The 20,252-nt window shown below is 71.7% G+C and carries 24 protein-coding genes; 14 read left to right on the top strand and 10 right to left on the bottom strand.

The window, feature by feature from the left end; all coding sequences use genetic code 11:
- Positions 1-19: 19 nt before the first annotated feature.
- Positions 20-268 (bottom strand): hypothetical protein, encoded by a 249-nt coding sequence (locus tag H5965_RS09885; protein WP_310969212.1) that lies wholly within the window; start codon positions 266-268, stop codon positions 20-22.
- Positions 269-462: 194 nt separating this feature from the next.
- Between H5965_RS09885 and H5965_RS09880 the strand changes: the two genes are divergently transcribed.
- The 8 genes from H5965_RS09880 (at position 463) to H5965_RS09845 (ending at position 5,828) form a co-directional block, all read left to right on the top strand.
- On the top strand, positions 463-624 hold the full coding sequence (locus tag H5965_RS09880; protein ID WP_003068074.1) for a DUF4177 domain-containing protein: 162 nt from the start codon (positions 463-465) through the stop codon (positions 622-624).
- 4 nt (positions 625-628) lie between these two features.
- Entirely contained in the window at positions 629-1,084 is a 456-nt protein-coding gene (locus H5965_RS09875) for a RidA family protein (protein ID WP_310969209.1), read from the top strand.
- Positions 1,084-1,710, top strand: a complete 627-nt coding sequence (locus H5965_RS09870) for a hypothetical protein (protein WP_310969207.1) — start codon at positions 1,084-1,086, stop codon at positions 1,708-1,710. The genes H5965_RS09875 and H5965_RS09870 overlap by 1 nt, the downstream gene beginning before the upstream one ends.
- 36 nt (positions 1,711-1,746) lie before the next feature.
- Positions 1,747-2,874 carry a hypothetical protein gene (locus H5965_RS09865; protein WP_310969205.1) on the top strand — a complete coding sequence of 376 codons (1,128 nt, stop codon included), beginning with the start codon at positions 1,747-1,749 and terminating at the stop codon, positions 2,872-2,874.
- A 112-nt stretch (positions 2,875-2,986) separates the two neighbouring features.
- Complete coding sequence (locus H5965_RS09860; RefSeq protein WP_310969204.1) at positions 2,987-3,805, top strand: NUDIX domain-containing protein; 819 nt, start codon at positions 2,987-2,989, stop codon at positions 3,803-3,805.
- Positions 3,802-4,572: an MBL fold metallo-hydrolase gene (locus H5965_RS09855; protein ID WP_310969203.1), complete on the top strand. Its 771-nt coding sequence runs from the start codon at positions 3,802-3,804 to the stop codon at positions 4,570-4,572. The genes H5965_RS09860 and H5965_RS09855 overlap by 4 nt, the downstream gene beginning before the upstream one ends.
- Complete coding sequence (locus H5965_RS09850; protein WP_310969201.1) at positions 4,569-4,823, top strand: glutaredoxin domain-containing protein; 255 nt, start codon at positions 4,569-4,571, stop codon at positions 4,821-4,823. The genes H5965_RS09855 and H5965_RS09850 overlap by 4 nt, the downstream gene beginning before the upstream one ends.
- A gap of 57 nt (positions 4,824-4,880) precedes the next feature.
- Complete coding sequence (locus tag H5965_RS09845; RefSeq protein ID WP_310969199.1) at positions 4,881-5,828, top strand: hypothetical protein; 948 nt, start codon at positions 4,881-4,883, stop codon at positions 5,826-5,828.
- Here the strand turns inward: H5965_RS09845 and H5965_RS09840 are convergent.
- From H5965_RS09840 to H5965_RS09825, 4 genes are all read right to left on the bottom strand, one after another.
- Positions 5,818-6,879, bottom strand: coding sequence for a DNA polymerase III subunit beta (locus H5965_RS09840; RefSeq protein WP_310969198.1), 1,062 nt, complete (start codon positions 6,877-6,879; stop codon positions 5,818-5,820). The two genes, H5965_RS09845 and H5965_RS09840, sit on opposite strands and share 11 nt — an antisense overlap.
- A 40-nt stretch (positions 6,880-6,919) precedes the next feature.
- On the bottom strand, positions 6,920-8,173 hold the full coding sequence (locus tag H5965_RS09835) for an MFS transporter (RefSeq protein ID WP_310969196.1): 1,254 nt from the start codon (positions 8,171-8,173) through the stop codon (positions 6,920-6,922).
- Between the two features lie 402 nt (positions 8,174-8,575).
- Positions 8,576-9,250, bottom strand: a complete 675-nt coding sequence (locus H5965_RS09830) for a Crp/Fnr family transcriptional regulator (RefSeq protein ID WP_003081747.1) — start codon at positions 9,248-9,250, stop codon at positions 8,576-8,578.
- 149 nt (positions 9,251-9,399) lie between these two features.
- Positions 9,400-9,651, bottom strand: a complete 252-nt coding sequence (locus tag H5965_RS09825; RefSeq protein WP_003081722.1) for a hypothetical protein — start codon at positions 9,649-9,651, stop codon at positions 9,400-9,402.
- Positions 9,652-9,877: 226 nt separating this feature from the next.
- Between H5965_RS09825 and nth the strand changes: the two genes are divergently transcribed.
- The 4 genes from nth to H5965_RS09805 are packed head-to-tail and all read left to right on the top strand — an operon-like array spanning position 9,878 to position 13,098.
- Entirely contained in the window at positions 9,878-10,561 is a 684-nt protein-coding gene (gene nth / locus H5965_RS09820) for an endonuclease III (RefSeq protein ID WP_310969190.1), read from the top strand.
- Entirely contained in the window at positions 10,558-11,157 is a 600-nt protein-coding gene (locus tag H5965_RS09815; RefSeq protein WP_310969188.1) for a TlpA disulfide reductase family protein, read from the top strand. Before nth ends, H5965_RS09815 begins: the two co-directional genes overlap by 4 nt.
- Positions 11,154-11,909, top strand: coding sequence for a CoA pyrophosphatase (locus tag H5965_RS09810; RefSeq protein ID WP_310969185.1), 756 nt, complete (start codon positions 11,154-11,156; stop codon positions 11,907-11,909). Before H5965_RS09815 ends, H5965_RS09810 begins: the two co-directional genes overlap by 4 nt.
- Before the next feature lie 4 nt (positions 11,910-11,913).
- On the top strand, positions 11,914-13,098 hold the full coding sequence (locus H5965_RS09805; RefSeq protein ID WP_310969184.1) for a MarP family serine protease: 1,185 nt from the start codon (positions 11,914-11,916) through the stop codon (positions 13,096-13,098).
- Here H5965_RS09805 and H5965_RS09800 read toward each other — a convergent pair.
- Positions 13,095-13,976 (bottom strand): GntR family transcriptional regulator, encoded by an 882-nt coding sequence (locus tag H5965_RS09800; protein ID WP_310969183.1) that lies wholly within the window; start codon positions 13,974-13,976, stop codon positions 13,095-13,097. The two genes, H5965_RS09805 and H5965_RS09800, sit on opposite strands and share 4 nt — an antisense overlap.
- 110 nt (positions 13,977-14,086) lie before the next feature.
- Here H5965_RS09800 and H5965_RS09795 point away from each other — a divergent pair, with 110 nt between their 5' ends.
- Positions 14,087-15,175, top strand: a complete 1,089-nt coding sequence (locus H5965_RS09795; RefSeq protein ID WP_310969182.1) for an FAD-dependent monooxygenase — start codon at positions 14,087-14,089, stop codon at positions 15,173-15,175.
- Here H5965_RS09795 and H5965_RS09790 read toward each other — a convergent pair.
- Genes H5965_RS09790 through nhaA form a run of 3 tightly spaced genes read right to left on the bottom strand, consistent with a single transcriptional unit; the run spans position 15,162 to position 17,811 of the window.
- Positions 15,162-16,088, bottom strand: a complete 927-nt coding sequence (locus H5965_RS09790) for an alpha/beta hydrolase (RefSeq protein WP_310969180.1) — start codon at positions 16,086-16,088, stop codon at positions 15,162-15,164. The genes H5965_RS09795 and H5965_RS09790 overlap by 14 nt on opposite strands.
- A gap of 4 nt (positions 16,089-16,092) precedes the next feature.
- Positions 16,093-16,581: a phage holin family protein gene (locus H5965_RS09785; protein ID WP_310969179.1), complete on the bottom strand. Its 489-nt coding sequence runs from the start codon at positions 16,579-16,581 to the stop codon at positions 16,093-16,095.
- 42 nt (positions 16,582-16,623) lie between these two features.
- A complete protein-coding gene (gene nhaA, locus H5965_RS09780) occupies positions 16,624-17,811 on the bottom strand; it encodes a Na+/H+ antiporter NhaA (RefSeq protein WP_310969178.1) in 1,188 nt (395 codons plus the stop codon).
- A 190-nt stretch (positions 17,812-18,001) separates the two neighbouring features.
- On the opposite strand from nhaA, the gene H5965_RS09775 reads away from it, so the two are divergent.
- Positions 18,002-19,459: a peptide MFS transporter gene (locus H5965_RS09775; protein ID WP_310969177.1), complete on the top strand. Its 1,458-nt coding sequence runs from the start codon at positions 18,002-18,004 to the stop codon at positions 19,457-19,459.
- Here the strand turns inward: H5965_RS09775 and H5965_RS09770 are convergent.
- Positions 19,456-20,184 carry a VIT family protein gene (locus tag H5965_RS09770; RefSeq protein WP_310969175.1) on the bottom strand — a complete coding sequence of 243 codons (729 nt, stop codon included), beginning with the start codon at positions 20,182-20,184 and terminating at the stop codon, positions 19,456-19,458. The genes H5965_RS09775 and H5965_RS09770 overlap by 4 nt on opposite strands.
- Positions 20,185-20,252 lie beyond the last annotated feature (68 nt).

Genomic DNA, 20,252 nt, shown 5'->3' with positions numbered 1-20,252 from the left:
CTGCACCCTAATTCAGCGCTCAACCGGCCAGCAGCATGACGCCGGCCGCAGCGGCGACGGCGGCGACGAGTGCCCAGCTCAGGAGGCCGGGCAGCACGGTCAGGGTGAGCACGCCCACGACCACCAGCAGGGTGAAGGTGATCACCCCGCCGAGCGCGACCTGGCCGGAGCTCTGCGTCCGGTCGCGCACCTTTGCCATCACGACGAGCACCAGCGGCAGCCCGGCCGCCGCGAGCAGCGCCGTCGCGATCACCCGCCACGTCTCCACCCCGCCACGCTAGCGACGCGCGCCCCCGAGCGTCGCGAATGACTCATTCGGGACCTCCGAGGTCGCGAATGAGTCATTCGCGGCATCCGGGCCGGGCGGCACGGAGCGTGAGATGGGCCACAGTCCGGCGCGTCGCGGGCGTTAATCCGGCGGTGGCCCGCGGTGCGGTTGCCCGCTTGGCTACGCTCCCGGCTATGAGCGCCACCAAGTGGGAGTACGCCACCGTCCCTCTGCTGATCCACGCGACGAAGCAGATCCTCGACCAGTGGGGCGAGGACGGCTGGGAGCTGGTCACCGTGCTGCCGAACCCGAGCGGCGAGCAGCACGTCGCCTACCTGAAGCGTCCGAAGGGCTGACCCGGTGAGCTGGAGCGAACGGCTGAAGGAGCTCGGCATCGAGCTGCCCGGCGTCGCGGCCCCGCTGGCCGCGTACGTGCCCGCCGTCCGGAATGGGCAGCACGTCTACACCTCCGGCCAGCTGCCCTTCGTCGACGGCGTGCTCGCCGCGACCGGCAAGGTCGGCGCGGAGATCAGCCCCGAAGAGGCGAAGGGCCACGCCCGCACGTCGGCGCTCAACGCGCTCGCGGCCGTGCACGCACTGGTCGGCATTGACAACGTCGCGCGGATCGTCAAGGTTGTCGGCTTCGTGGCTTCCGCGGAGGGCTTCACCGGTCAGCCCGCGGTCGTCAACGGCGCGTCCGAACTGCTCGGCGAGGTCTTCGGCGACGCGGGCATCCACGCCCGCTCGGCCGTCGGCGTCGCGGAGCTGCCCATCGGCTCGCCGGTGGAGGTCGAACTGATCGTGGAGGTGCAGTGATGGACCCGGACATCGAGCAGTCCACCCACGAACTGCTGCTCCGGCTGGCCGGGCGGCTGCCCGACCAGCTGCTGTGGCGGTTCCGCGACTGGCTCGGCGAGGGCGCCATGGGCACCCTCGCCCGGACCCTGCCGAGGTCTTTGCTTAAGCACAGGATCGACCTCGACCAAACGGAGTACCGGCTGCTCGTGGCCGGTCTCATCCCGCACGGCGCCGACTGGCACCAGGTCAGTTCGACGCTGGGGGTAGACGACGTCACCGAGAACCGGTACACATTCACGTCGAGTGCGCCCGAATGGGTTAACTCGGTCGACTCCGTGTCCGTGTTGATCCACGCAACGTTGCGCGGTCGCCCGGACGTGGGGGAAGTGCGGCAGAGCTGGCGGCACGTCGGTGTGGTCGGACAGGGCACCGCCAAGCGCGTCCTGCTGATCAACGCGCTGTCGGGGTTGCCGAGGTTGACCGGCGAACTGCAGCGCGTGCTGCGGGTCCTGGGCGACGAAGAGCCCAGCGTCGAAGTCATCCCGCCGCGCTTCGACCTGCCGGGGTACCACCGGGCCGCGCTGGCCGACTCAGAGCTGGTCTGCGTGGGCGCCGTGGCGGGGACCCGGCTAGTAGCCGCATAACGCTCGCCCGCCAGCGAGCTGGGAGGGAGCAAGGCAATGGTGGAGGTCCACGACGGCCCGCCCATGGACGGGTTCTCGGTGCCCCTGCGCCTGCACAACCTGTTGCTGGCCCTGGCGGGCCGGATCGACGACAGCGCGCTCACCGAAGCGCGTGAGCTGATCGCCCGGGCCCACATCGACGAGGCGGTCGAGCTGACCACCGGCACGCTCATCGCGGGCCGGATCCCGGTCAGCTCCGCCGAGCAGCGCGAACTGGCGCTGGTCCTCGAGATGAGCCGGTCGGACGCGACGCTGGCGAACGACCTGCTGGTCGATGAGGCCGAGCCGGTCAACACGCACCGGTTCACCGGCGAGAACGCGCCGGAGTTCGGCATCGCCGAGGCGCTCGACCGGACGCTGCAGGTGCTGCCGGACGTCCGTTCGGTGCACGCGGTGTGGCGCAACACCCCGGCCGGCAGCGTGCCGGGCGCGTTGCCCCAGCGCGTGGTGCTCGTGGAGCTGGGGCCGGAGGGCAACCCGCCGGCCGTCGCGTTCCGCGTCGACACGGCGCTGCGCCGGGCCGGGATCCACTCGGTCGTCGAGGTCAGCGGTCCGGGCGTCGCGCACTCCGAGTACCACCAGGCCGCTTCGGCGGCCGCGTCGCCGGCGTGGGTGACCGGGAGCACGACGTCGAGCTCGTCGTCGTACCGCTCGGAGCCCGCGAAGCCGCCGGCCCCGGTGACGTCGGAGCCGGTCGCGGAGTCGGGCAGCCGGCACAGCATGCGGTCGAGCAGCACCACCACGACGGCGCCGGCCGAGCCGGTCGCCCCGGTGGTGCCGATCGTGTCGCCGCCCGCCCCCGAGCCGCCCCGCAAGGCGCGGTCGGAGACGCGGGCGGAACGCACCGCCGACCTGACCCCGGCCGAGGTGGCGCAGCTGCGGCAGGCGCTGGCCGAGGACCCGGAGAAGGGCCGCGAGATCGCCGCGGGCAAGCCGTCGATGCACGAGGTCGTCGAGCTGCCGGCACTGGATCTGGACGACCCGAGCCTGAGCGAGCGCGACCGGGCGCTGCTGCGCGAGCTGCACGCCGAGCTGGCCGAGCGCGAGCGGGCCGAGGCGGCGAAGATGCGGCTCAACGGCGCGTCCCGCTCCGGCGGCGACCAGCGCGGCTGGACCGCCCCGTAGGACTCTGTTCGCGAGAAGGCGGCACTTCCCGTATGGGAGGTGCCGCCTTTTCCGTGTCCGGCGTGCCACAACTGCGCGACGGGACGTCGGGGTGCGGAGGTATGTTGCCGAGGTGGAGCAGCCAAAGGAGTTTGTCTTCGACATCCCGGTCGGCGCGGGGGTGGCCACCCGCGCCAACGCCGACGGCCCGCCGGCGACGCCGAAGGACGCGGCCACGGTGATCCTGGTCCGGGACGGCGCCGACGGCGTCGAGGTCTTCCTCCAGCACCGGGTCAAGGGCATGCCGTTCGCGGGCGGGATGACCGTGTTCCCCGGCGGCGGGGTCGACCGGCGCGACGCCGACACGTCGGTGGCGTGGGCCGGGCCCGAGCCGTCGTGGTGGGCCTCGCGGTTCGGCTGCGACGAAGCCCTCGCGCGGGCGCTGACCTGCGCGGCGGTGCGCGAGACGTTCGAGGAGTCCGGCGTGCTCCTGGCGGGCGGCGCGGAGGAGGCGCTCACCGACGTCACGCCGTACGCGGCGGCCCGCCAGGCCCTGGAGACGCGGGAAGTGTCGCTGGCCGGGTTCCTCGCCGACGCGGGCCTGACGCTGCGGGCCGACCTGTTGCGCCCGTGGGCGCACTGGATCACGCCGGAGCAAGAGCCGCGCCGCTACGACACCCGGTTCTACGTCGCGAAGCTGCCCGAAGGCCAGGAGGCCGACGGGGCGACGTCGGAGGCGTCGAGCTCCGGCTGGCAGCGTCCCGAAGAGGCCATCGCCGACGCCCGCGAAGGCCGCCGGATGCTGATGCCGCCGACCTGGCTGACGCTGAGCGAGCTGGCGGAGTTCGCCACGGCCGACGACGTGCTGAACGCGCCGCGCGAGATCGTCCGGATCGCGCCGACGCTGGTCCGCGAGAACGATCACGTCCGAGTCGTCCTGGAGCCGCGATGAGCGCCCCGGCCTACGGCGTGCTGCGCCAGGTCTCCGAGACGGCTTCCGTGCTGCTGGAGAACAACCCGTCGTCGATGACGCTCGAAGGCACCAACAGCTGGGTGCTGCGCGCGACGCCGTCGAGCCCGGCCGTGGTCGTCGACCCGGGCTACCGCGACCTCGAGCACCTCGAGCTGCTGGCCGCGGTCGGTCCGGTGGAGCTGATCGTGCTCACGCACCACCACCCGGACCACGCCGAGGGCGCGCCGTGGTTCGCCGAGCGCGTCGGCGCCCCGGTGCGGGCGTTCGACCCCGCGTTGTGCGTCGGCGCTTCGTCCTTTGTGGACGGTTCGGTGCTCGAGGCGGGCGGGCTCTCCCTCCGGGTCCTGCACACGCCCGGGCACACCGACGACTCGGTGTCCCTGGTCCTCGACGGCCAGGTCCTGACCGGCGACACGATCCTCGGCCGCGGCACGACGGTGCTGCACGACCTCGGCGACTACCTGCGTTCGCTGCGCAAGCTGATCGAGCTGCCGGCCGGGACGGTCGGCCTGCCCGGGCACGGTCCGGAACTGCCCGACCTGCCGGCCACCGCGCGCGAGTACCTCGCCCACCGGGAACAGCGGCTCGACCAGGTGCGTTCGGCCTTGAAGACGCTCGGGCCGGACGCCACGCCGCGCCAGGTCGTCGAGGTCGTGTACGCGGATGTCGACAAAGCGCTGTGGGCGCCTGCCGAGTGGAGCGTGCAGGCGCAGCTGGACTACTTGCGGTCGGAGGAGAACGGATGAGCAACGTCGAGGTCGAGTTCTATTGGCGCCCGGGCTGCGGCTTCTGCGCGGCCCTGGAGCGGCCGCTGTCGAAGAGCGGCTTCAACGTCCGCGCGATCAACATCTGGGAGGACCCGTCGGCGGCCGCCCGGGTCCGCGAGGTGGCGAACGGCAACGAGACGGTCCCGACGGTGATCGTGGGCTCGAAGGCGATGGTGAACCCGTCGTTCGCCGAGGTGGAGGCGGCGGTCAAGGCCGCATCGGCGAGCTGAGCGCGGCGGGCCGCCCCCGGTTGTAGCGGGAGCGGCCATCCGGGCGACTCACTGCCTGTGGACGACGACCGTGCGATCGACTTCGTGCTCAACGGCGAGCAGTACCGGTTGAGCCGCGCCCAGGTACTGAGCGCGGCGGCCCGCGGTGGGCCGGAGCCCATCCGCACGCACTGGGTCGGCATCGGCGAGCAGCGGTGGCCGCCGCGGCAGATCTTCGAGCGTGCGCTCGGGGTGCCGCGGACGGACTTCATCTCGCACTACGCGATCCGCCAGCTCCGGCGGCTCGGCTTCCCGACGAGCCCGCTGCCGCACGAACCGGGGATCCCCGAACGCGAACGGCCCGCGCCCGAAAGCGACCTCGGGTCGGCGATCAAGTCCTTCATCGACCTGCACGAGTTCTTCGGGCAGGAAGATCTTTCCCGCCGGGTGAGCCGGCTCGAAGACCGCCTGGAGGGCGCCGACCGCGACACCGTCGAGGAGCGGCTGGCCCCCGAGGGCTTCACCGCCGACCTGCTCGAGGGCGCGCTGCTGGTGCGGCGGCACGCCGGCCGCGTCAACGACCTCATCCACGCGGCGATGATCGTCCGAGCGCTGCCGAAGATCCTCGAACCGGGCGAACGCATCGTCCGGCGCCCGTCGCTGGCCTCGGGCAACGACGGCGGCCGCAAATTCGACCTCGAGACGGACCGCCGCGTGGCCGAGTTCAAGGCCGCCCAGTGGAAGGGCCGCGACACGATGCGCAAACGCATGCTCGTCGCCGACCTGGTCGGTCTCGTCCTCGAACGCGGTGATCGCCGCGCCGAACTGTACGTGCTCGGCTCCTCGCCGCTCGACTTCCTGCGCACCAGCACCTCGACGGTCGAGTGGGCACTCGGCCGCTCGTCACCGCACCTGCGGCAGGCCTACGAACAGCGCTTCGGCAGCGCCGTGCTGACGATCGGCCAGTTCACCGCCGGGCCGGCGGCGGACGTCGTCCTCCGCGACCTGACCGGACTCATCGGCTGAGCATCGGCATCAGGTAGTACGTCAGTTCCACCTCCCCGGCCTCCGCGGCCCGCAGGACGCACGCCCGCATCCCCGGCTGGATCGACAGCACCACCCGCTCGCTGCCGAACGCCGCCAGTGCGTCCAGCAGGTAGCGGGCTTGGAAGGAGGGTGCCGTCCGCCCGCCGCTGACCTCCGCCTTCAGGACCTCCTCCGCCTCGCCCGTGTCCTGCCGTGCGCTCGCCAGCCGGACCTGGGCGTCGCCCACCTCCAGCGTCAGCACCCGCCTGTCCTCCGCGTACACCCCCACCCGGCGGACCGCCGCCGCCAGGGCGTCCGCCGCCACCGTCACCGTGGTGTCCACCGCGCCCGAGGGGATCGAGTCCTCCGACAGGAAGCCCGCGTCCAGGACCGCCGTCGCGACCAGGCCTCCCGGCCAGCTCACCCCGAACCGGCCCGGGCTCACGTGCAGCCCCACCCTCCCGCGGGCCTGCCGGGCCGCCTCCGCCAGAAGGGCCGCCGGGACCAGGACGTCCAGGGTGCCCGGCGACCGCAGTGGCAGCCGGGCCACCGCCATCCGGTAGCGGTCCGACGCCGTCAACGTCAGGCCGGACCCGGCCGCCTGCACGCGGACGCCGGTGAACAGCGGGAGCGGGTCGTCCTTCGCCGCCGTGCCCGCGACGATCCGCAACGCCGACGCGAACGCTGCTCCGTCCACTTCGGACACCTGGGCGGGTGGGTCCGAAGCAGGACCGGACGACGGCAGCAGGGGCAGCGCGAACCGGGCGTTGTCCAGCCGCAACGCCAGGCGCGTGCCCTCGACGACCAAGCGGACCAGCTCCGCGTCGAGCACCTTCAGCGTCTCCACCAGCGGGGCGGCCGGGACCACGACCGCGCCGTCGGTGTGCGTGGTCGCCGGGCAGCCGAAGCGCACGGCGAGGTCCGCTGCCGCGCCGGCGACCGTCAGGCCGGCCGCGTCCGCCTCCAGCCGCAGCCCGGTGCGGGACGGCAGGAGGCGTGACGCGGCCGAGACGGCCGCCGAGAGGCGGTGGGCAGGCGCGGTGACGTCCATGCCCACAAGCTAGCGGCGGGCACCGACAAAAACGGCGGAACTACGCGTTGACCAGCGCCGGAACCGGCGCGGGCCGGGCCGAGCGGACCGTGCCGCGCAGCAGCCACACGACCAGCGCCAGCGCCAGCCCCGCCACGCTCGCCGCCAGGAAGGCCGCGCCCGGGCCGGCGTGCTCGACGACGTACCCGCTGATCGACTGGCCGGCCGCCAGCCCGAGCGTCACCGCCGTGAGCACCCAGCCGAACGCCTCCGCCGCCGTGCCGGACGGCGCCACCACCTCGATCGTCGTCGAGTGGGCCGTCGACTGCGGGGTGATCAGCGCCCCCGCCAGCAGCATCATCAACGCCAGGCCCCACAGCGAGGACGGCCACGCGAGCAACGCGACCAGCGCACCGAACCCGCCGAGCAGCACTGGCAGCCGCAGGCCGAGCTGCCGCGGCCACGGCCGCAGGCTGTAGGCGACGCCGAACGCGACCGAGCTCAGCGACCACGCCGAAAGCAGCAGACCGCCCACGGACGCCTGGCCCGCTTCGGTGGCCGCGGCCGGCACGGCGACCTCGACGAACCCGATCACCACGCCGAAGCCGAGCGCGGCGATGGCCAGCGTCCGCATGCCCGGGCTGGCCAGCGCGCCCAGCAGCGACCCCGACGAACCCGAGGAGGGCCCCCACGCGCGCACGGCCGGGCTCAGGGCGAACAGCACCGCGCCGGTGAACTGCAGCGCGACGCCGAGCACCAGGCCGGTGCCCGCCCACGGCGCCATGACCAGCAGCCCGGCGACGCCGGGGCCGAGGATGAAGAAGACCTCCATGCTGATCGCCTCGTACGAGAAGGCCGCGTTGCGCGGGCCGCCCGGCGGGAGCAGCCGGCCCCACAGCGCCCGCGACGCCGACCCGACCATCGGCTCGGTCAGCCCGGTGAGGGCGCCCAGCGCGACCAGCACGGCCGTCGCGGCGTGCGACTCGATCGCCGTGACCAGCCCGCTCATCGACAGCGCCAGCAGGACCGCGACGGTCAGCAGCGGCCGCGTCGGCCCGAACCGGTCGATCAGCCTGCCCTGCACCACCGCACCGACCGAAACCCCGACGAGTGAACCGGCCGAGACGAGCCCGGCGACGGCGAAGGAACCGGTCTCGCGCTGGACGTAGAGCAGCGCCGAGATGCCGATCATCGCGATCGGCAGGCGGGCGAGCACGGACGCGACGGCGGGCCACCGGACCGCCCGGGTCGTCAGCGCGGTGCGGTAGTCGGCGAGGGACGTGCGGCTTTCGTGGTTCGAGACAGACTGGGACACGCGTACAAGTATGCCGCAGAGTGGTACGTCGGTACCAGTTATTTGACGGTCAGGTTCGTCACCGCCGGATCCCGGGACCGGCGCGAGAGGTCTCGATCAGGTAACACTCACGATATTCTCCGTGGACTCCTGCAACGAAACGGCCCGGACGGCGTCCTTGAGAGTGAATGGCCTTGAATTCGTGGGTATGGGCCGTGATGGTTGAACAACAGCACAGAAAACCCAGCTCCCTCCGGCACTCGGGTCGGGGCCTGGCCCGGAGGGCGGGGAGCGCGGATCGTCGGGGGATGGTCCGCGCAAACAACGAAGAGCCGGTGCGCCACGTCGGGGGTGGCGCCCGGCTCTTTGTTGTGAACGCAGAAGGCCCCTCGGGTGCACCGAGGGGCCTTCGACGTGCGTGGTTCAGCGAGCCCGGCGGGCCAGCCGCTCCGGGTCCAGGATCAGCACGCTCTTGCCCTCGAGCCGCAGCCAGCCGCGGTGGGCGAAGTCGGCGAGCGCCTTGTTGACGGTCTCGCGCGAGGCGCCGACGTACTGGGCGATCTCTTCCTGCGTCAGGTCGTGCGTGACCCGCAGCAGGCCCGCCTCCTGGCTGCCGAAGCGCTGCGCGAGCTGCAGCAGCGCCCGCGCCACGCGGCCGGGGACGTCGGTGAAGATCAGTTCCGCGACCATGTTGTTCGTCCGGCGCAGGCGGCGCGCGACCACGCGCAGCAGCTGCTCGGCGATCTCCGGGCGGGTCGAGATCCACTGGCGCAGGGCCGGGCGGTCCATGGTGACCGCGCGGACCTCGGTGACCGTGGTCGCGCTCGACGTCCGGGGGCCGGGGTCGAAGATGGACAGCTCGCCGAACATGTCGGACGGGCCGAAGATGCCCAGCAGGTTCTCGCGGCCGTCCGGGGACTTGCGGCCGATCTTCACCTTGCCGGACTGGATGATGTACAGCTTGTCGCCGGGTTCGCCCTCGTTGAAGATGACATGGCCGCGGGGGAACTCCACGGATTCCAAGGTCTGGGCCAGCGCCTCCGCCGCTGCCGGCTCCACACCCTGGAAAATGCCCGCACGGGCCAGGGTTTCGTCCACCTCGGGTGCCTCCTCGTCGAGAAACGATCACGCTCCCCCTGGGCTGGAGGAGCGTGACGCCGATCACTTGCGCGTCAGTCTAGGGCGTACTCGCGAGATCGCCCGCCGGACTCGCGCACGGCGGAAACGATCTCGTTCGAACGTGGAGCCTAACTCCGCACGCGGCGCGCGCGTAGCCTGGCTGCCCGTCCGCCCAGCCTACGCAGCCGGAACAGCTCCAGCGCACGGCCGATGCCGTGCCCGTAGAGCGCCCTGACCTCGTTGGGCTGCGCCTGCTCGAGGAACTCTTCGACCTCGTTCTCCTGCACCGCGACGTGCTTCAGCCTGCTCTCGACGCGCTCCATGCCCAGCGCGAAGAACATGATCACCAGGGGGACCAGGATGACGAACCAGACAGTCATGACCGGACCCCGAAACACTCGATGGAAAGCATCTACTCCAGATCCTCGCTCATGGCGGCCGGAAAACGCGCCGAGGTGGTGCTCTGGCGTGTCGGTCGTCCACCGGTGCAGTCACCGGCTCGTCCGACGGCGCCCGTAGGCTATCGGGGTGCCACCTGCCACCACGAACGCCCCCCGTGAGGGCGCTGGTGAAAGCCGATTGGCTCTGGTGAGACGCGCCAGGCGGATGAAGCGTTGCCTCGACGACGTGTATCCGGGCGCCCACTGCGAGCTCGACTTCACCACGCCACTGGAACTGCTGGTCGCGGTCGTGTTGTCCGCGCAGACCACCGACGTCCGGGTGAACCTCGTCACGCCCGCGCTGTTCAAGCGCTACCGGACCGCCGCCGACTACGCCGGTGCCGACCGCACCGAGCTCGAGGAGTACCTCCGGAGCACCGGCTTCTACCGGGCGAAGGCCAACTCCGTGATGGGCCTCGGCGCGGCGCTGGTCGAGCGCTTCGGCGGCGAGGTCCCCGGCAAGCTCGAAGACCTGGTCACCCTGCCCGGCGTCGGCCGCAAGACCGCCAACGTCGTCCTCGGCAACGCCTTCGACGTGCCGGGGATCACCGTCGACACCCATTTCGGCCGGCTGGTCCGGCGCTGGGGCTGGACGGCGGAGGAGGACCCGGTCAAGGTCGAGCACGCGGTCGGTGAGCTGATCCCCCGCAAGGAGTGGACGATGCTCTCGCACCGGGTGATCTTCCACGGCCGGCGCGTCTGCCACGCCAAGAAGCCGGCCTGCGGCGCCTGCCCGCTGGCCAAGGACTGCCCGTCCTACGGCACCGGGCCGACCGGGTTCGAGGAAGCCGCGAAGCTGGTCAAAGGCGAAGAAAAGGACCACATCCTGGCCATGGCGGCGCCCCGGTGACGAGCGTCACCAAGTGGGCACTGGCCGCCGCCGTCCTGGCGGTGGCCTTGCTCGTCGCGCTGCTGCCGCGCGGGGGTGCCGACACCGCCGCGAAGCCGGCGGGGGACCTCGGGCCCGCCCGATCCGCGGCGGCGCTCCAGCCGTGCCCGGCGCCCGGGGCGGCACAGCCGGTGAAGCAGCTCGACGGCGTCACGGTGGACTGCCTGGGCGACGGCGCGCGCGTCGACGTCGGGAAGGCCCTCGCCGGGGCTCCGGTGCTGGTCAACGTGTGGGCGTCGTGGTGCGAGCCGTGCCGGACCGAGCTGCCCGTGCTCCAGGAGTACGCGAAGCAGCCGGGTGCCGTGCGCGTCCTCGGCGTCCAGGTGCAGAGCCCGGCGAAGGACGGCCTGGAGCTGCTCGCGAAGCTCGGCGTGCACCTGCCGTCGGTGTACGACGGGGACGGCGGCAGCGGACCTGTCCGGACGGCGCTCAAGGTGCCCTCGGCGCTGCCGGCGTCCTACTTGGTCACCGCGTCCGGCGAGGTGCGGTTCATCGCGAATCCTCGCTCGTTCGTGAACACTGACCAGGTGCGTGTGGCAGTCGAGGGGGCATCGTGATCGGACCACTGGTCGAACCCGAGTCGGTTCCCGAGTGGCTCCGGCCGCTGGTCAAGGTGAGCGCCGAGGTCGACTCGAAGACGTTCACCCGGTTCAGCCCGCCCGAGGACACCTACACGCGCGCCGCCGCGGTGCTCATCCTCTTCGGCGAGCGCGAAGCCGACGGCGAGCCGGACGTCCTCCTGCAACGCCGCGCCGACACGCTGGGCTCGCACGCCGGCCAGGTCGCCTTCCCCGGCGGCGGCGCGGAGGACGGCGACGGCGGCCCGATCGGCACCGCGCTGCGCGAGGCCGAAGAAGAAACCGGCGTGGTCCCCTCGGGCGTCCGCCCGGTCGCGGTGCTGCCGGAACTGTTCGTCCCGGTATCCGGGTTCGCCGTGACGCCGGTGCTGGCCCACTGGGCCGAGCCGTCGCCGGTGCACGCGGTCGACCCGGCCGAGACGGCGTCCGTCGCGCGGGTGGCCATCGCCGACCTGGTCGACCCGGCCAACCGGTTCACCGTGCGGAAGAAGGGCATGCCCTGGAAGGGGCCGGCCTTCGAGGTCAGCGGCTTGTTCGTCTGGGGGTTCACCGCCGGGCTGCTGTCGGTCCTCCTGAGCCTGGGGGGCTGGGAGCGCGAATGGGACGCGGGCGACGTCCGGGACCTCGACGAGGCGCTGGCCGCGTACCACGCGCAGCGTCTTACCGGGGCTCCGCCCCGGGCCGGGGGCTCCGCCACCCGGACCCCCAAAAAGCAGGTGGCAGGGGAGTGACGCCGTGAACTGGGTCGATGTGCTGGTGCTGCTGCTGGCCCTGCTGGCCGCCGTGTCCGGTGCGTTCCAGGGCGTGATCATCGCGCTGCCGTCGCTCGTCGGCGTCGTGCTCGGGGCGGTCGCCGGGATCAAGCTCGCACCGGTCGTGGTCTCGTTCTTCGACGACCCCGTCTGGAAGGTCGCCTTCGCCGTCGCCACGGTCGTGTTCCTGGTCGCCTTCGGCGAGGCGATCGGCGTCTACGTGGGCCGGCGGCTGCGGCAGAAGATCAACCCGGACAAGCTCTCCGGCATCGACAAGACGCTCGGCGCGGTCGTGCAGGCCCTCGTCGTCTTCGTGGTGGCGTGGTTGATCGCGACCCCGCTGACGACCGTGTCCGGCCTGCCCGGGCTGGCCAAGGCGATCAACAACTCGGTCGTGCTCGGCAAAGTCAACGAGGCCATGCCGGAGGCCGCCCAGGGCTTCCCGAGCCAGCTGCGCAAGCTGCTCGACGCGTCCGGCTTCCCGTCCATCGTGGACCCGTTCCAGAAGGCCCCGACGGCGGACACCTCGCCGCCGGATCCCGCCCTGCAGCGCAGCGGGATCGTCCAGGACCTGCACGGCAGCGTGGTCAAGATCCGCGGCACCGCCGGCTCGTGCTCGCGGTCGCTGGAAGGCAGCGGGTTCGTGGTCGCGCCGCAGCGGGTGATGACGAACGCGCACGTCGTGGCCGGCACCGACACCGTCGGCATCGAGACCACCCAGGGCGATTACCCGGCCCGCGTCGTCTACTTCGACCCGGAGGTCGACATCGCGGTGCTCGCGGTGCCGCGGCTGAAGGCCGAGCCGCTGCAGTTCGCGCCGGAGACGGCGCGGGCGGGCGACAGCGCGATCGTGCTCGGCTACCCGCTCGACGGCCCGTACCGGGCGACGCCGGCCCGCGTGCGCGGCCGGATCAACCTGCGCGGCCCGGACATCTACGAGGCCAACACCGTCCAGCGGGACGTCTTCACCGTCCGCGCCGAGATCCGCAGCGGCAACTCCGGCGGCCCGATGGTGACCCCGGACGGCAAGGTCATCGGCGTCGTTTTCGGCGCGGCGGTGGAGGACCCGGAGACCGGCTTCACGCTGACCGCCGAGCAGGTCCGCGCCGAGGTCGACGCGGCTTCGTCGCAGTCGGCGAACGTGTCCACCGGCTCCTGCGCGGCCTAACGCCCGAAGCGCAGCGCCAGGCCGTCGAGCAGGGCCCGCATGCCCAGGTCGAAGATGTCGTCCAGGACGAGGTCGTAACCGGTCTCGGTGAGGTCGGCGAGCATCCTGGCGAACGTCGGGTGCCCGGCGGCCATCGCCGCCACGGCCGGGCCCTGGTGGTCCATCCAGTCGTCCTCGGTCAGGCCGGACGACGCCAGCGCGCTCTGCTCGCGCTCGAGGTGGACCGCCATGCCCTGGACGTGGCCGAAGACCAGGACGTGCAGGTTGCACAGCGTCGCGGCGTCGACGCCCAGCTCGGACAGCGCCGCGAGGGTCCATTCGCCGTGCACGGCGAGGTTGCGCAGGGGCAGCGGCCGGGTGATCGGCCCGAGCTGCGCCAGCCACGGATGCCGCTTGAACAGCGACCAGAGGGTGCGGCCGCCGAGCAGCAGCCGCTCACGCCAGTCGCCGGACGGCTCGGCCGGGTAGCCGCGCTCGCCGAACGCCGCGTCGGCCATCAGCAGCACCAGCTCGTCCTTGCCCCGCACGTACCGGTACGGCGCCATCGCCGCGACCCCGAGGCGGGCCGCGACACCGCGCATGGACAGCGCGCCGAGGCCTTCGGTGTCGGCGATGGTGATCGCGGTCCGCACGAGCTGCTCGCGCGTCAGCCCGCGCTGACCGCCGCGGCGGTCGCGGTCGGCGACGACCGTGCCGGACCGCGGCTCAGCGCGGACCACGCCCTCCTGGCTCAGCAGGTCCAGGGCTTTCGCGGCGGTCGCGAGCGCGACGCCGTGGTCGGCCGCGAGCCGCCGGGTCGAGGGCACCCGCGCGCCCGGCGGGAGCTCGCCGCGGGCGATCCGCGCCCGAAGTTCGTCGGCGATGGCCACGTACTTCACGACTGACTCCTGACCTAGTACAGACGGCCATCTGTACTAGTACAGAAATAGCCTTTGAGCTGCTCTTTCTCCACAGTGGAGCGTACAAGCGTACGACTCTGGAGGAAACCATGCGGAACATCCTGATCTCGGGTGGCGGGATCGCCGGCGGTGCCCTGGCCCGGTTCCTGGCCCGCGACGGCTGGTCGGTGACCGTGGTGGAGCGGGCACCTGGCCCGCGCACCGGCGGCCAGGCGATCGACGTGCGCGGGGTCGCCCTCGACGTCGTCGACGAGCTGGGTCTCGGCGACCGGATGCGCACGCTGCGGACCCGGATGCGGGGCATGTCCGTGGTGGACGGCGACGGCCACGAGCTGCTCCGCTCCGAGGAGCACACCTTCAGCAGCGGGCGGCTCGACAGCGCCGACTTCGAGATCCTGCGCGACGACGTCGTCGAACTGCTGCTGGGCGCACCCGGCGTCGAGTACGTCTTCGGCGACTCGATCACCGCCCTGACCGAAGAGGCGCACGGCGTGCGCGTCGAGTTCGAGCGCGGCGGCTTCCGGACGTTCGACCTGGTCGTCGGGGCGGACGGCCTGCACTCGGCGGTGCGGCGGCTCGCGTTCGGCCCGGAAGCGGACTTCACCCGGCACCTCGGGCAATACCTGGCGATCTTCCCGACGGCCAACTTCCTCGGTCTGGAGGACTGGCAGATCTGGTTCCGGCACGAGCACACCGGGGGCGTGGTCTACCCGGTCCGGGAGAACACCGAACTGCGCGTCACGCTCGGCTTCGGCTCGGAACCACTGCCGCGCATGACCGTTCCGGAGCAGAAGCGGCTGGTCGCCGAGCGGCTCGGCGGGATCGGCTGGGAGGTGCCGAAGCTCCTCGAAGCGATGGCCGCCGCGGACGTCTTCTACTTCGACGCCATGGCCCAGATCCACCTCGACCGCTGGTTTTCGGACCGGGTCGTGCTGCTCGGCGACGCCGGATATTGCGCGTCGGCGCTGTCCGGACAGGGGACGAGCCTCGCCCTGGTCGGCGCGTACGTCCTCGCGCAGGAACTCGGCCGGGCCACTCGCGAAGAGGCCTTCGCGGCTTACGAACGGCGGATGCGGCCGTTCGTCGCGGTGAACCAGGCACTGGCCACCGAGAATCCCGAAGGACCGGCCTCGGAGGAGTCGGTGGAGCGGGCGAAGAACGCCATCAGTCTCGCTTGAGGAAGCCCGCCAGGGCCGCCGACGTGCGGTCGGGCACCTCGAGGTGCGGGAAGTGCCCGACGTCCGGCCAGATTTCCGGCTCGGCGTGCGGGCCCGCCCAGCGCGTCGACGACATCGCCGTTTCGGGGAGGATGCAGGTGTCGTCGGCGCCGTGCAGCTGCAGCGTCGGCACCGCGATCCGGGTGCCGACCGCGTCGGTGAACCGGCGGCCTTCGCCGCGGAACTGGGCGCGGAACGCCCACCGGTAGTACTCGAGCGCGCTGTGCGCGACCCCGGGCACGAGCATCGCCTGCCGGAACGCCTCGACGCTGCCGGTGAAGTCCGAAGTGGACCGCCAGCGGCGGCCGGCCCAGCCGCTGAACAGGTCCGCGACGGCCTGGGCGTCGTCCTTCACCAGCCACTTCTCCGGCGCCATCGGCACCTGGAAGCGAAAGAGGTGCCCGGCCGCCCGGCCCTGGCCGCGCCACGGGCGGGCCGCGCCCGAGCGCAGGGCGAGCGGGTGGGCCGCGCCGATCGCCGTCACCGAGGACACCAGCCGGGGGTGCAGCGCCGCGACCGTCCAGGCCAGCATGCCGCCCCAGGCGTGCCCGACGAGGTGGGCGCGGCGCGCCCCGAGCGACTTGATCAGGCCGCCGACGTCACCGGCCAGCGTCCAGGCGTCGTAGCCGCGGGGTGGCTTGTCCGAGTCGCCGTAGCCGCGCAGGTCGACGGCGACCGCGCGGAACCCGGCGTCGGCCAGGGCGCTCAGCTGGTGGTGCCAGGTCCACCAGAACTCGGCGAACCCGTGCAGCAGCACCACGACCGGCCCGTCGCCGAGTTCGGCGACGTGCAGGCGGATGCCGTTCGCGGACACGTCGCGGTGGACCCACGGGCCGTCGAGCCGGACGATCGACGGGTCGGGGGACGCGTGCAACGACTCAGTCGCGCGTGGTCACGCCGGCTTCGGGCGCGCGCTGCGGCTTGAGCGCGGCGGCGGTCTCCTTGACGCTGGCGATGGTCCGCTCCGGTGCCTTGAACTTCTTCACCTTGCGGTAGCCCAGGAAGCCGGCCGCGCCCGCGACGAGCAGCATCAGGACGAACACGATGCCGAACGCGATCCAGCGGTACCGCACCCACTCGGCCAGCCCCTCGGCCGCGAAGAAGAACAGGAAGAACGTGCTGTACAGGAAGACCGTCAGCGCGATCAGGAAGAAGACGGCCCCCTTGAGGCCCTTCTTCACCTCGCCGACCAGCTCGGACTTCGCGAGCTCCATCTCGGCCCTGACCAGGGTGGAGATGTGCTGGGTCGCGTCGCCGACCAGCCGGCCGATCGACTGGTCGCCGGGGACGTCGGAGGCGGAGGACAGCGGGAGGTAAGGCACGGCCCCCACGCCGTCGGGGGTGCGTTCGTGTTTGGGGCTGCTCACCGGGTCATCGTGCCATGTGTCCCGAAACCGGGCGCGGCGGAGTCACAGTGTGTCGGCGTTTTCGGCGTGAACCTTGCTACGGCGGAGTAGCAAGGCCGCCGCCAGCAGGGACGCCGTCGCCGACGCGATCAGCACCGCCGCCTTCGCCAGCTCGCTCGTCTCACCCGGCAACGCGAGCTCCGCGATCAGCAGGCTCACCGTGAACCCGACCCCGCCGAGCACCGACAACGCGGCCAGGTCCCGCCAGCCCATCCCGCGCGGCTTCTCCGCCAACCGCAGCTTCACGGCGAGCAGGCTGGCCCCGAGGATGCCGACGACCTTGCCGCCGAGCAGCCCGGCGAGCACCGCGAGCGGCAACGCCGTGGTGAACACCGCGCCGAGCGCGTCGGCGTTGACCGAGATCCCGGCCGCGAACAACGCGAACACCGGTACGGCGACGGCCGCCGACCACGGCTGGAGCCGGTGTTCGAGGCGCAGCGCGGGGGCTTCGGCCTCGCCCTCGTCGGCGCGGACGCGGGTGAGCAGGCCCAGCGCGACGCCGGCGATCGTGGCGTGGATGCCCGCCGAGTGCACCGCGACCCAGGTGATCAGCGCCAGCGGGACGTACAGCCACGGCGTCCGGACGCGGCGGTGCTGCAGGAACGCATACAGGGCGAGCGCGAGGACGGCCACGGCCACGGCGACCAGGTCGAAGCCGGTCGTGAACAGCACGGCGATGACGATGATCGCGCCGAGGTCGTCCACCACGGCCAGGGAAAGCAGGAAGACCCGCGCGCTCGACGGCAGGTTCGACGCCGTCAGCGCGAGCACGCCGAGGGCGAAGGCGATGTCCGTGGCGACCGGGATCGCCCAGGCCCGTTCGATCCCCGGCGTCCCCCAGCCGACGGACAGGGCGACGAGCGCGGGCACGACCATGCCGCCGAGCGCGGCGACGACCGGCAGGATCGCCTGCTTGAACCGGGACAGCTCACCGATGACGAGCTCGCGCTTGAGCTCCAGCCCGGCGACGAAGAAGAACAGGGCGAGCAGGCCGTCCTTGGCCCAGTCGCCGATCGTCAGGTCGAGGTGCAGGAATTCCGGACCGAGCCGGAACTCCCGCAGCGCGTGGTAGCTGTCCCGCAGCGGCGAGTTGGCCCAGAGCAGCGCGACCGCCGTCGCGCCGAGCAGGATGAGCCCGCCGGTCGTCTCCGTGCGCAGGTACCGGGCGAATTCACTGAACGGGCGGGTCATCGGGGGCGGCTCCAGGGGTCGCTGATCACTGTTGCCGACCAGGCTTCCCGGCGCACCTCGATCGAATTTTACCAAGCCTTTGTCACCCATTGTCATGACCGCTGTCACACGTGGTGCCGGTGGTGGGTAACCAGCCGGGCTCTTAGCATGCGAAACGACAACGAAGTCCCTAGACAAAGGAAGACGAGTTGTGAGCACCTCCACCGAGGTCCAGCAGGACACGAGGTTCTTCGGGCACCCACGAGGACTGGCGAACCTCTTCGGCGTCGAGATGTGGGAGCGGTTCTCCTACTACGGGATGCTCGGCATCCTGCCGATCTACCTCTACTACAGGGTCGAGCAGGGCGGTCTGGGCCTGGCGCAGGAGTCCGCGCTCGGCATCGTCGGCGCGTACGGCGGCCTGGTCTACCTGTCGGCCGTCATCGGCGCGTGGGTGGCCGACCGCCTCCTCGGCTCCGAGCGGACGCTGTTCTACAGCGCCGTGCTGATCATGATCGGGCACATCAGCCTGGCGCTGCTGCCGGGCCTGGCCGGCATCGGCGTCGGCCTTGTGTGCGTCGCGGTCGGCAGCGGCGGGCTGAAGTCGAACGCGACGGCGATCGTCGGCACGCTCTACGCCGAAGGCGACGAACGGCGCGACGCGGGCTTCACGATCTTCTACATGGGCGTCAACCTCGGCGGGTTCGTCGGCCCGCTGCTGACCGGCCTGGCGCAGACGGAGGTCGGCTTCCACCTCGGGTTCGGCCTCGCCGCGATCGGCATGGCGCTCGGCCTGACGCAGTACACGTTCGGCCGCAAGAACCTCGGTGACAAGGCGAAGGAGGTGCCGAACCCGCTGCCGTCGTCGCAGCGCGCGCTGGCCGTCGGTGCCGCCGTCCTGCTGGTGGCCGCGGTGGTGACCCTGGTCGTCACCGGTGTCGTCAACCCGGGCAACCTCGCCGACGTCGTCGTGTGGGTGGTCGGCGTGATCTCGGTGATCTACTTCCTGGTCATCCTGACCAGCGGCAAGATCACCGCCGTCGAGCGCAGCCGGGTGTTCTCCTTCATCCCGATGTTCATCGCCAGCGCGGTGTTCTTCTCGCTGTACCAGCAGCAGTTCACGGTCGTCGCGGCCTATACCGACCAGCGGCTGGACCGGGACCTGTTCGGCTGGGTGATGCCGGTGTCCTGGGTCAACTCGATCAACCCGGTGTTCATCATCGTCTTCGCCCCGGTGCTGGCGGCCCTGTGGACGAAGCTCGGCGAGCGGCAGCCGTCGACGCCGATGAAGTTCGTCCTCGGCACGGTGCTGATGGGCGCGGCGTTCCTGCTGTTTTTGCCGATGGTGGGCAGCGGCAAGAACGCGAGCCCGATCCTCGCGATGGTCGGCATCCTGTTCGTGTTCACGATCGCCGAGCTGTGCCTGTCCCCGGTCGGGCTGTCGCTGTCGACGAAGCTCGCGCCGGAGGCGTTCCGGACGCAGATGGTGGCGCTGAACTTCCTGTCGATCTCGTTCGGCACGGCGATGTCCGGCAAGCTGGCCGAGTACTACTCGGTCGACGACGAAGCGCCGTACTTCAGCACGGTCGGTTTGGTCGCCATCGGGGTCGGCGTGCTGCTGTTCCTGGGCATCCCGTTCATCCGCAAGCTGATGAAGGGCGTGCACTAGCCCACGGTGACCCCGAAGACGACGCCGACGAAGTAGGTCACGACCATGGTGAGGGCGCCGACGCCGACGTTGCGGACGATCGCGCGCCCCACGTTCGCGTCGCCGAGCCTGGCGCTGACGTACCCCGTCAGCGTCAGGCCGACGACGACCGCGGCCGCGCACGCCCACACCCGCAGGGAGACGCCGGCCCAGGCGATGGACAGGATCGGCAGCAGCGCGCCGATGGAGAAGGCGAGCAGCGACGCCCACGCGGCCTGCCAGGGGCTGGTCAGGTTGTCCGGGTCGATGCCGAGCTCGGCTTCCGCGTGCGCCTGCAGGGCGTCCTTTTCGGTCAGTTCGCGGGCGACCTGGCTCGCGAGGTCCGGCGAGAGCCCCTTCTCCTGGTAGATCTCGGCGAGCTCGCGTTCCTCGGCCTCCGGCATCGTCTTGAGTTCCTGCTTTTCGAGCCGGAGCAGCGCCTGTTCGGTGTCGCGCTGAGTGCTGACGGAAACGTATTCCCCGCCGGCCATGGAAAAGGCGCCGGCGACGAGCCCGGCGATTCCGGCGGTGAGGATCGTCGTGCTTTCCGTGGTCGCCCCGGCCACGCCGACGACGATGCCGGCGACGGACACGATGCCGTCGTTCGCCCCGAGCACCCCGGCCCGCAGCCAGTTCAGTTTCCCGCCCACGCCCTGGTGTGGTTCGTGCGTGTGTTCCACGGCGTCACCGTCGATCGTTTCGGTCACGAGAACAGTGAAACACGAACGCGGAATCGTGGCGAGACTTGCCTTTTTGTCAGGTCCGCCTAAATAAC

The organism is Amycolatopsis sp. 505 (assembly GCF_031625235.1).
Classification (GTDB): domain Bacteria; phylum Actinomycetota; class Actinomycetes; order Mycobacteriales; family Pseudonocardiaceae; genus Amycolatopsis.
The sequence above is the reverse complement of the archived record's forward strand: the minus strand, read 5'-3'. Positions and strand labels throughout refer to the sequence as shown.

Excerpts from the sequence above, each read along its gene's own strand:
- nth (WP_310969190.1), top strand. The coding sequence starts at position 9,878 with ATGAAGCGTTGCCTCGACGACGTGTATCCGGGCGCCCACTGCGAGCTC.
- nhaA (WP_310969178.1), bottom strand. The coding sequence starts at position 17,811 with ATGACCCGCCCGTTCAGTGAATTCGCCCGGTACCTGCGCACGGAGACG.
- H5965_RS09825 (WP_003081722.1), bottom strand. The coding sequence starts at position 9,651 with ATGACTGTCTGGTTCGTCATCCTGGTCCCCCTGGTGATCATGTTCTTC.
- H5965_RS09840 (WP_310969198.1), bottom strand. The coding sequence starts at position 6,879 with ATGGACGTCACCGCGCCTGCCCACCGCCTCTCGGCGGCCGTCTCGGCC.
- H5965_RS09870 (WP_310969207.1), top strand. The coding sequence starts at position 1,084 with ATGGACCCGGACATCGAGCAGTCCACCCACGAACTGCTGCTCCGGCTG.
- H5965_RS09795 (WP_310969182.1), top strand. The coding sequence starts at position 14,087 with ATGCGGAACATCCTGATCTCGGGTGGCGGGATCGCCGGCGGTGCCCTG.
- H5965_RS09850 (WP_310969201.1), top strand. The coding sequence starts at position 4,569 with ATGAGCAACGTCGAGGTCGAGTTCTATTGGCGCCCGGGCTGCGGCTTC.
- H5965_RS09880 (WP_003068074.1), top strand. The coding sequence starts at position 463 with ATGAGCGCCACCAAGTGGGAGTACGCCACCGTCCCTCTGCTGATCCAC.
- H5965_RS09865 (WP_310969205.1), top strand. The coding sequence starts at position 1,747 with ATGGTGGAGGTCCACGACGGCCCGCCCATGGACGGGTTCTCGGTGCCC.
- H5965_RS09855 (WP_310969203.1), top strand. The coding sequence starts at position 3,802 with ATGAGCGCCCCGGCCTACGGCGTGCTGCGCCAGGTCTCCGAGACGGCT.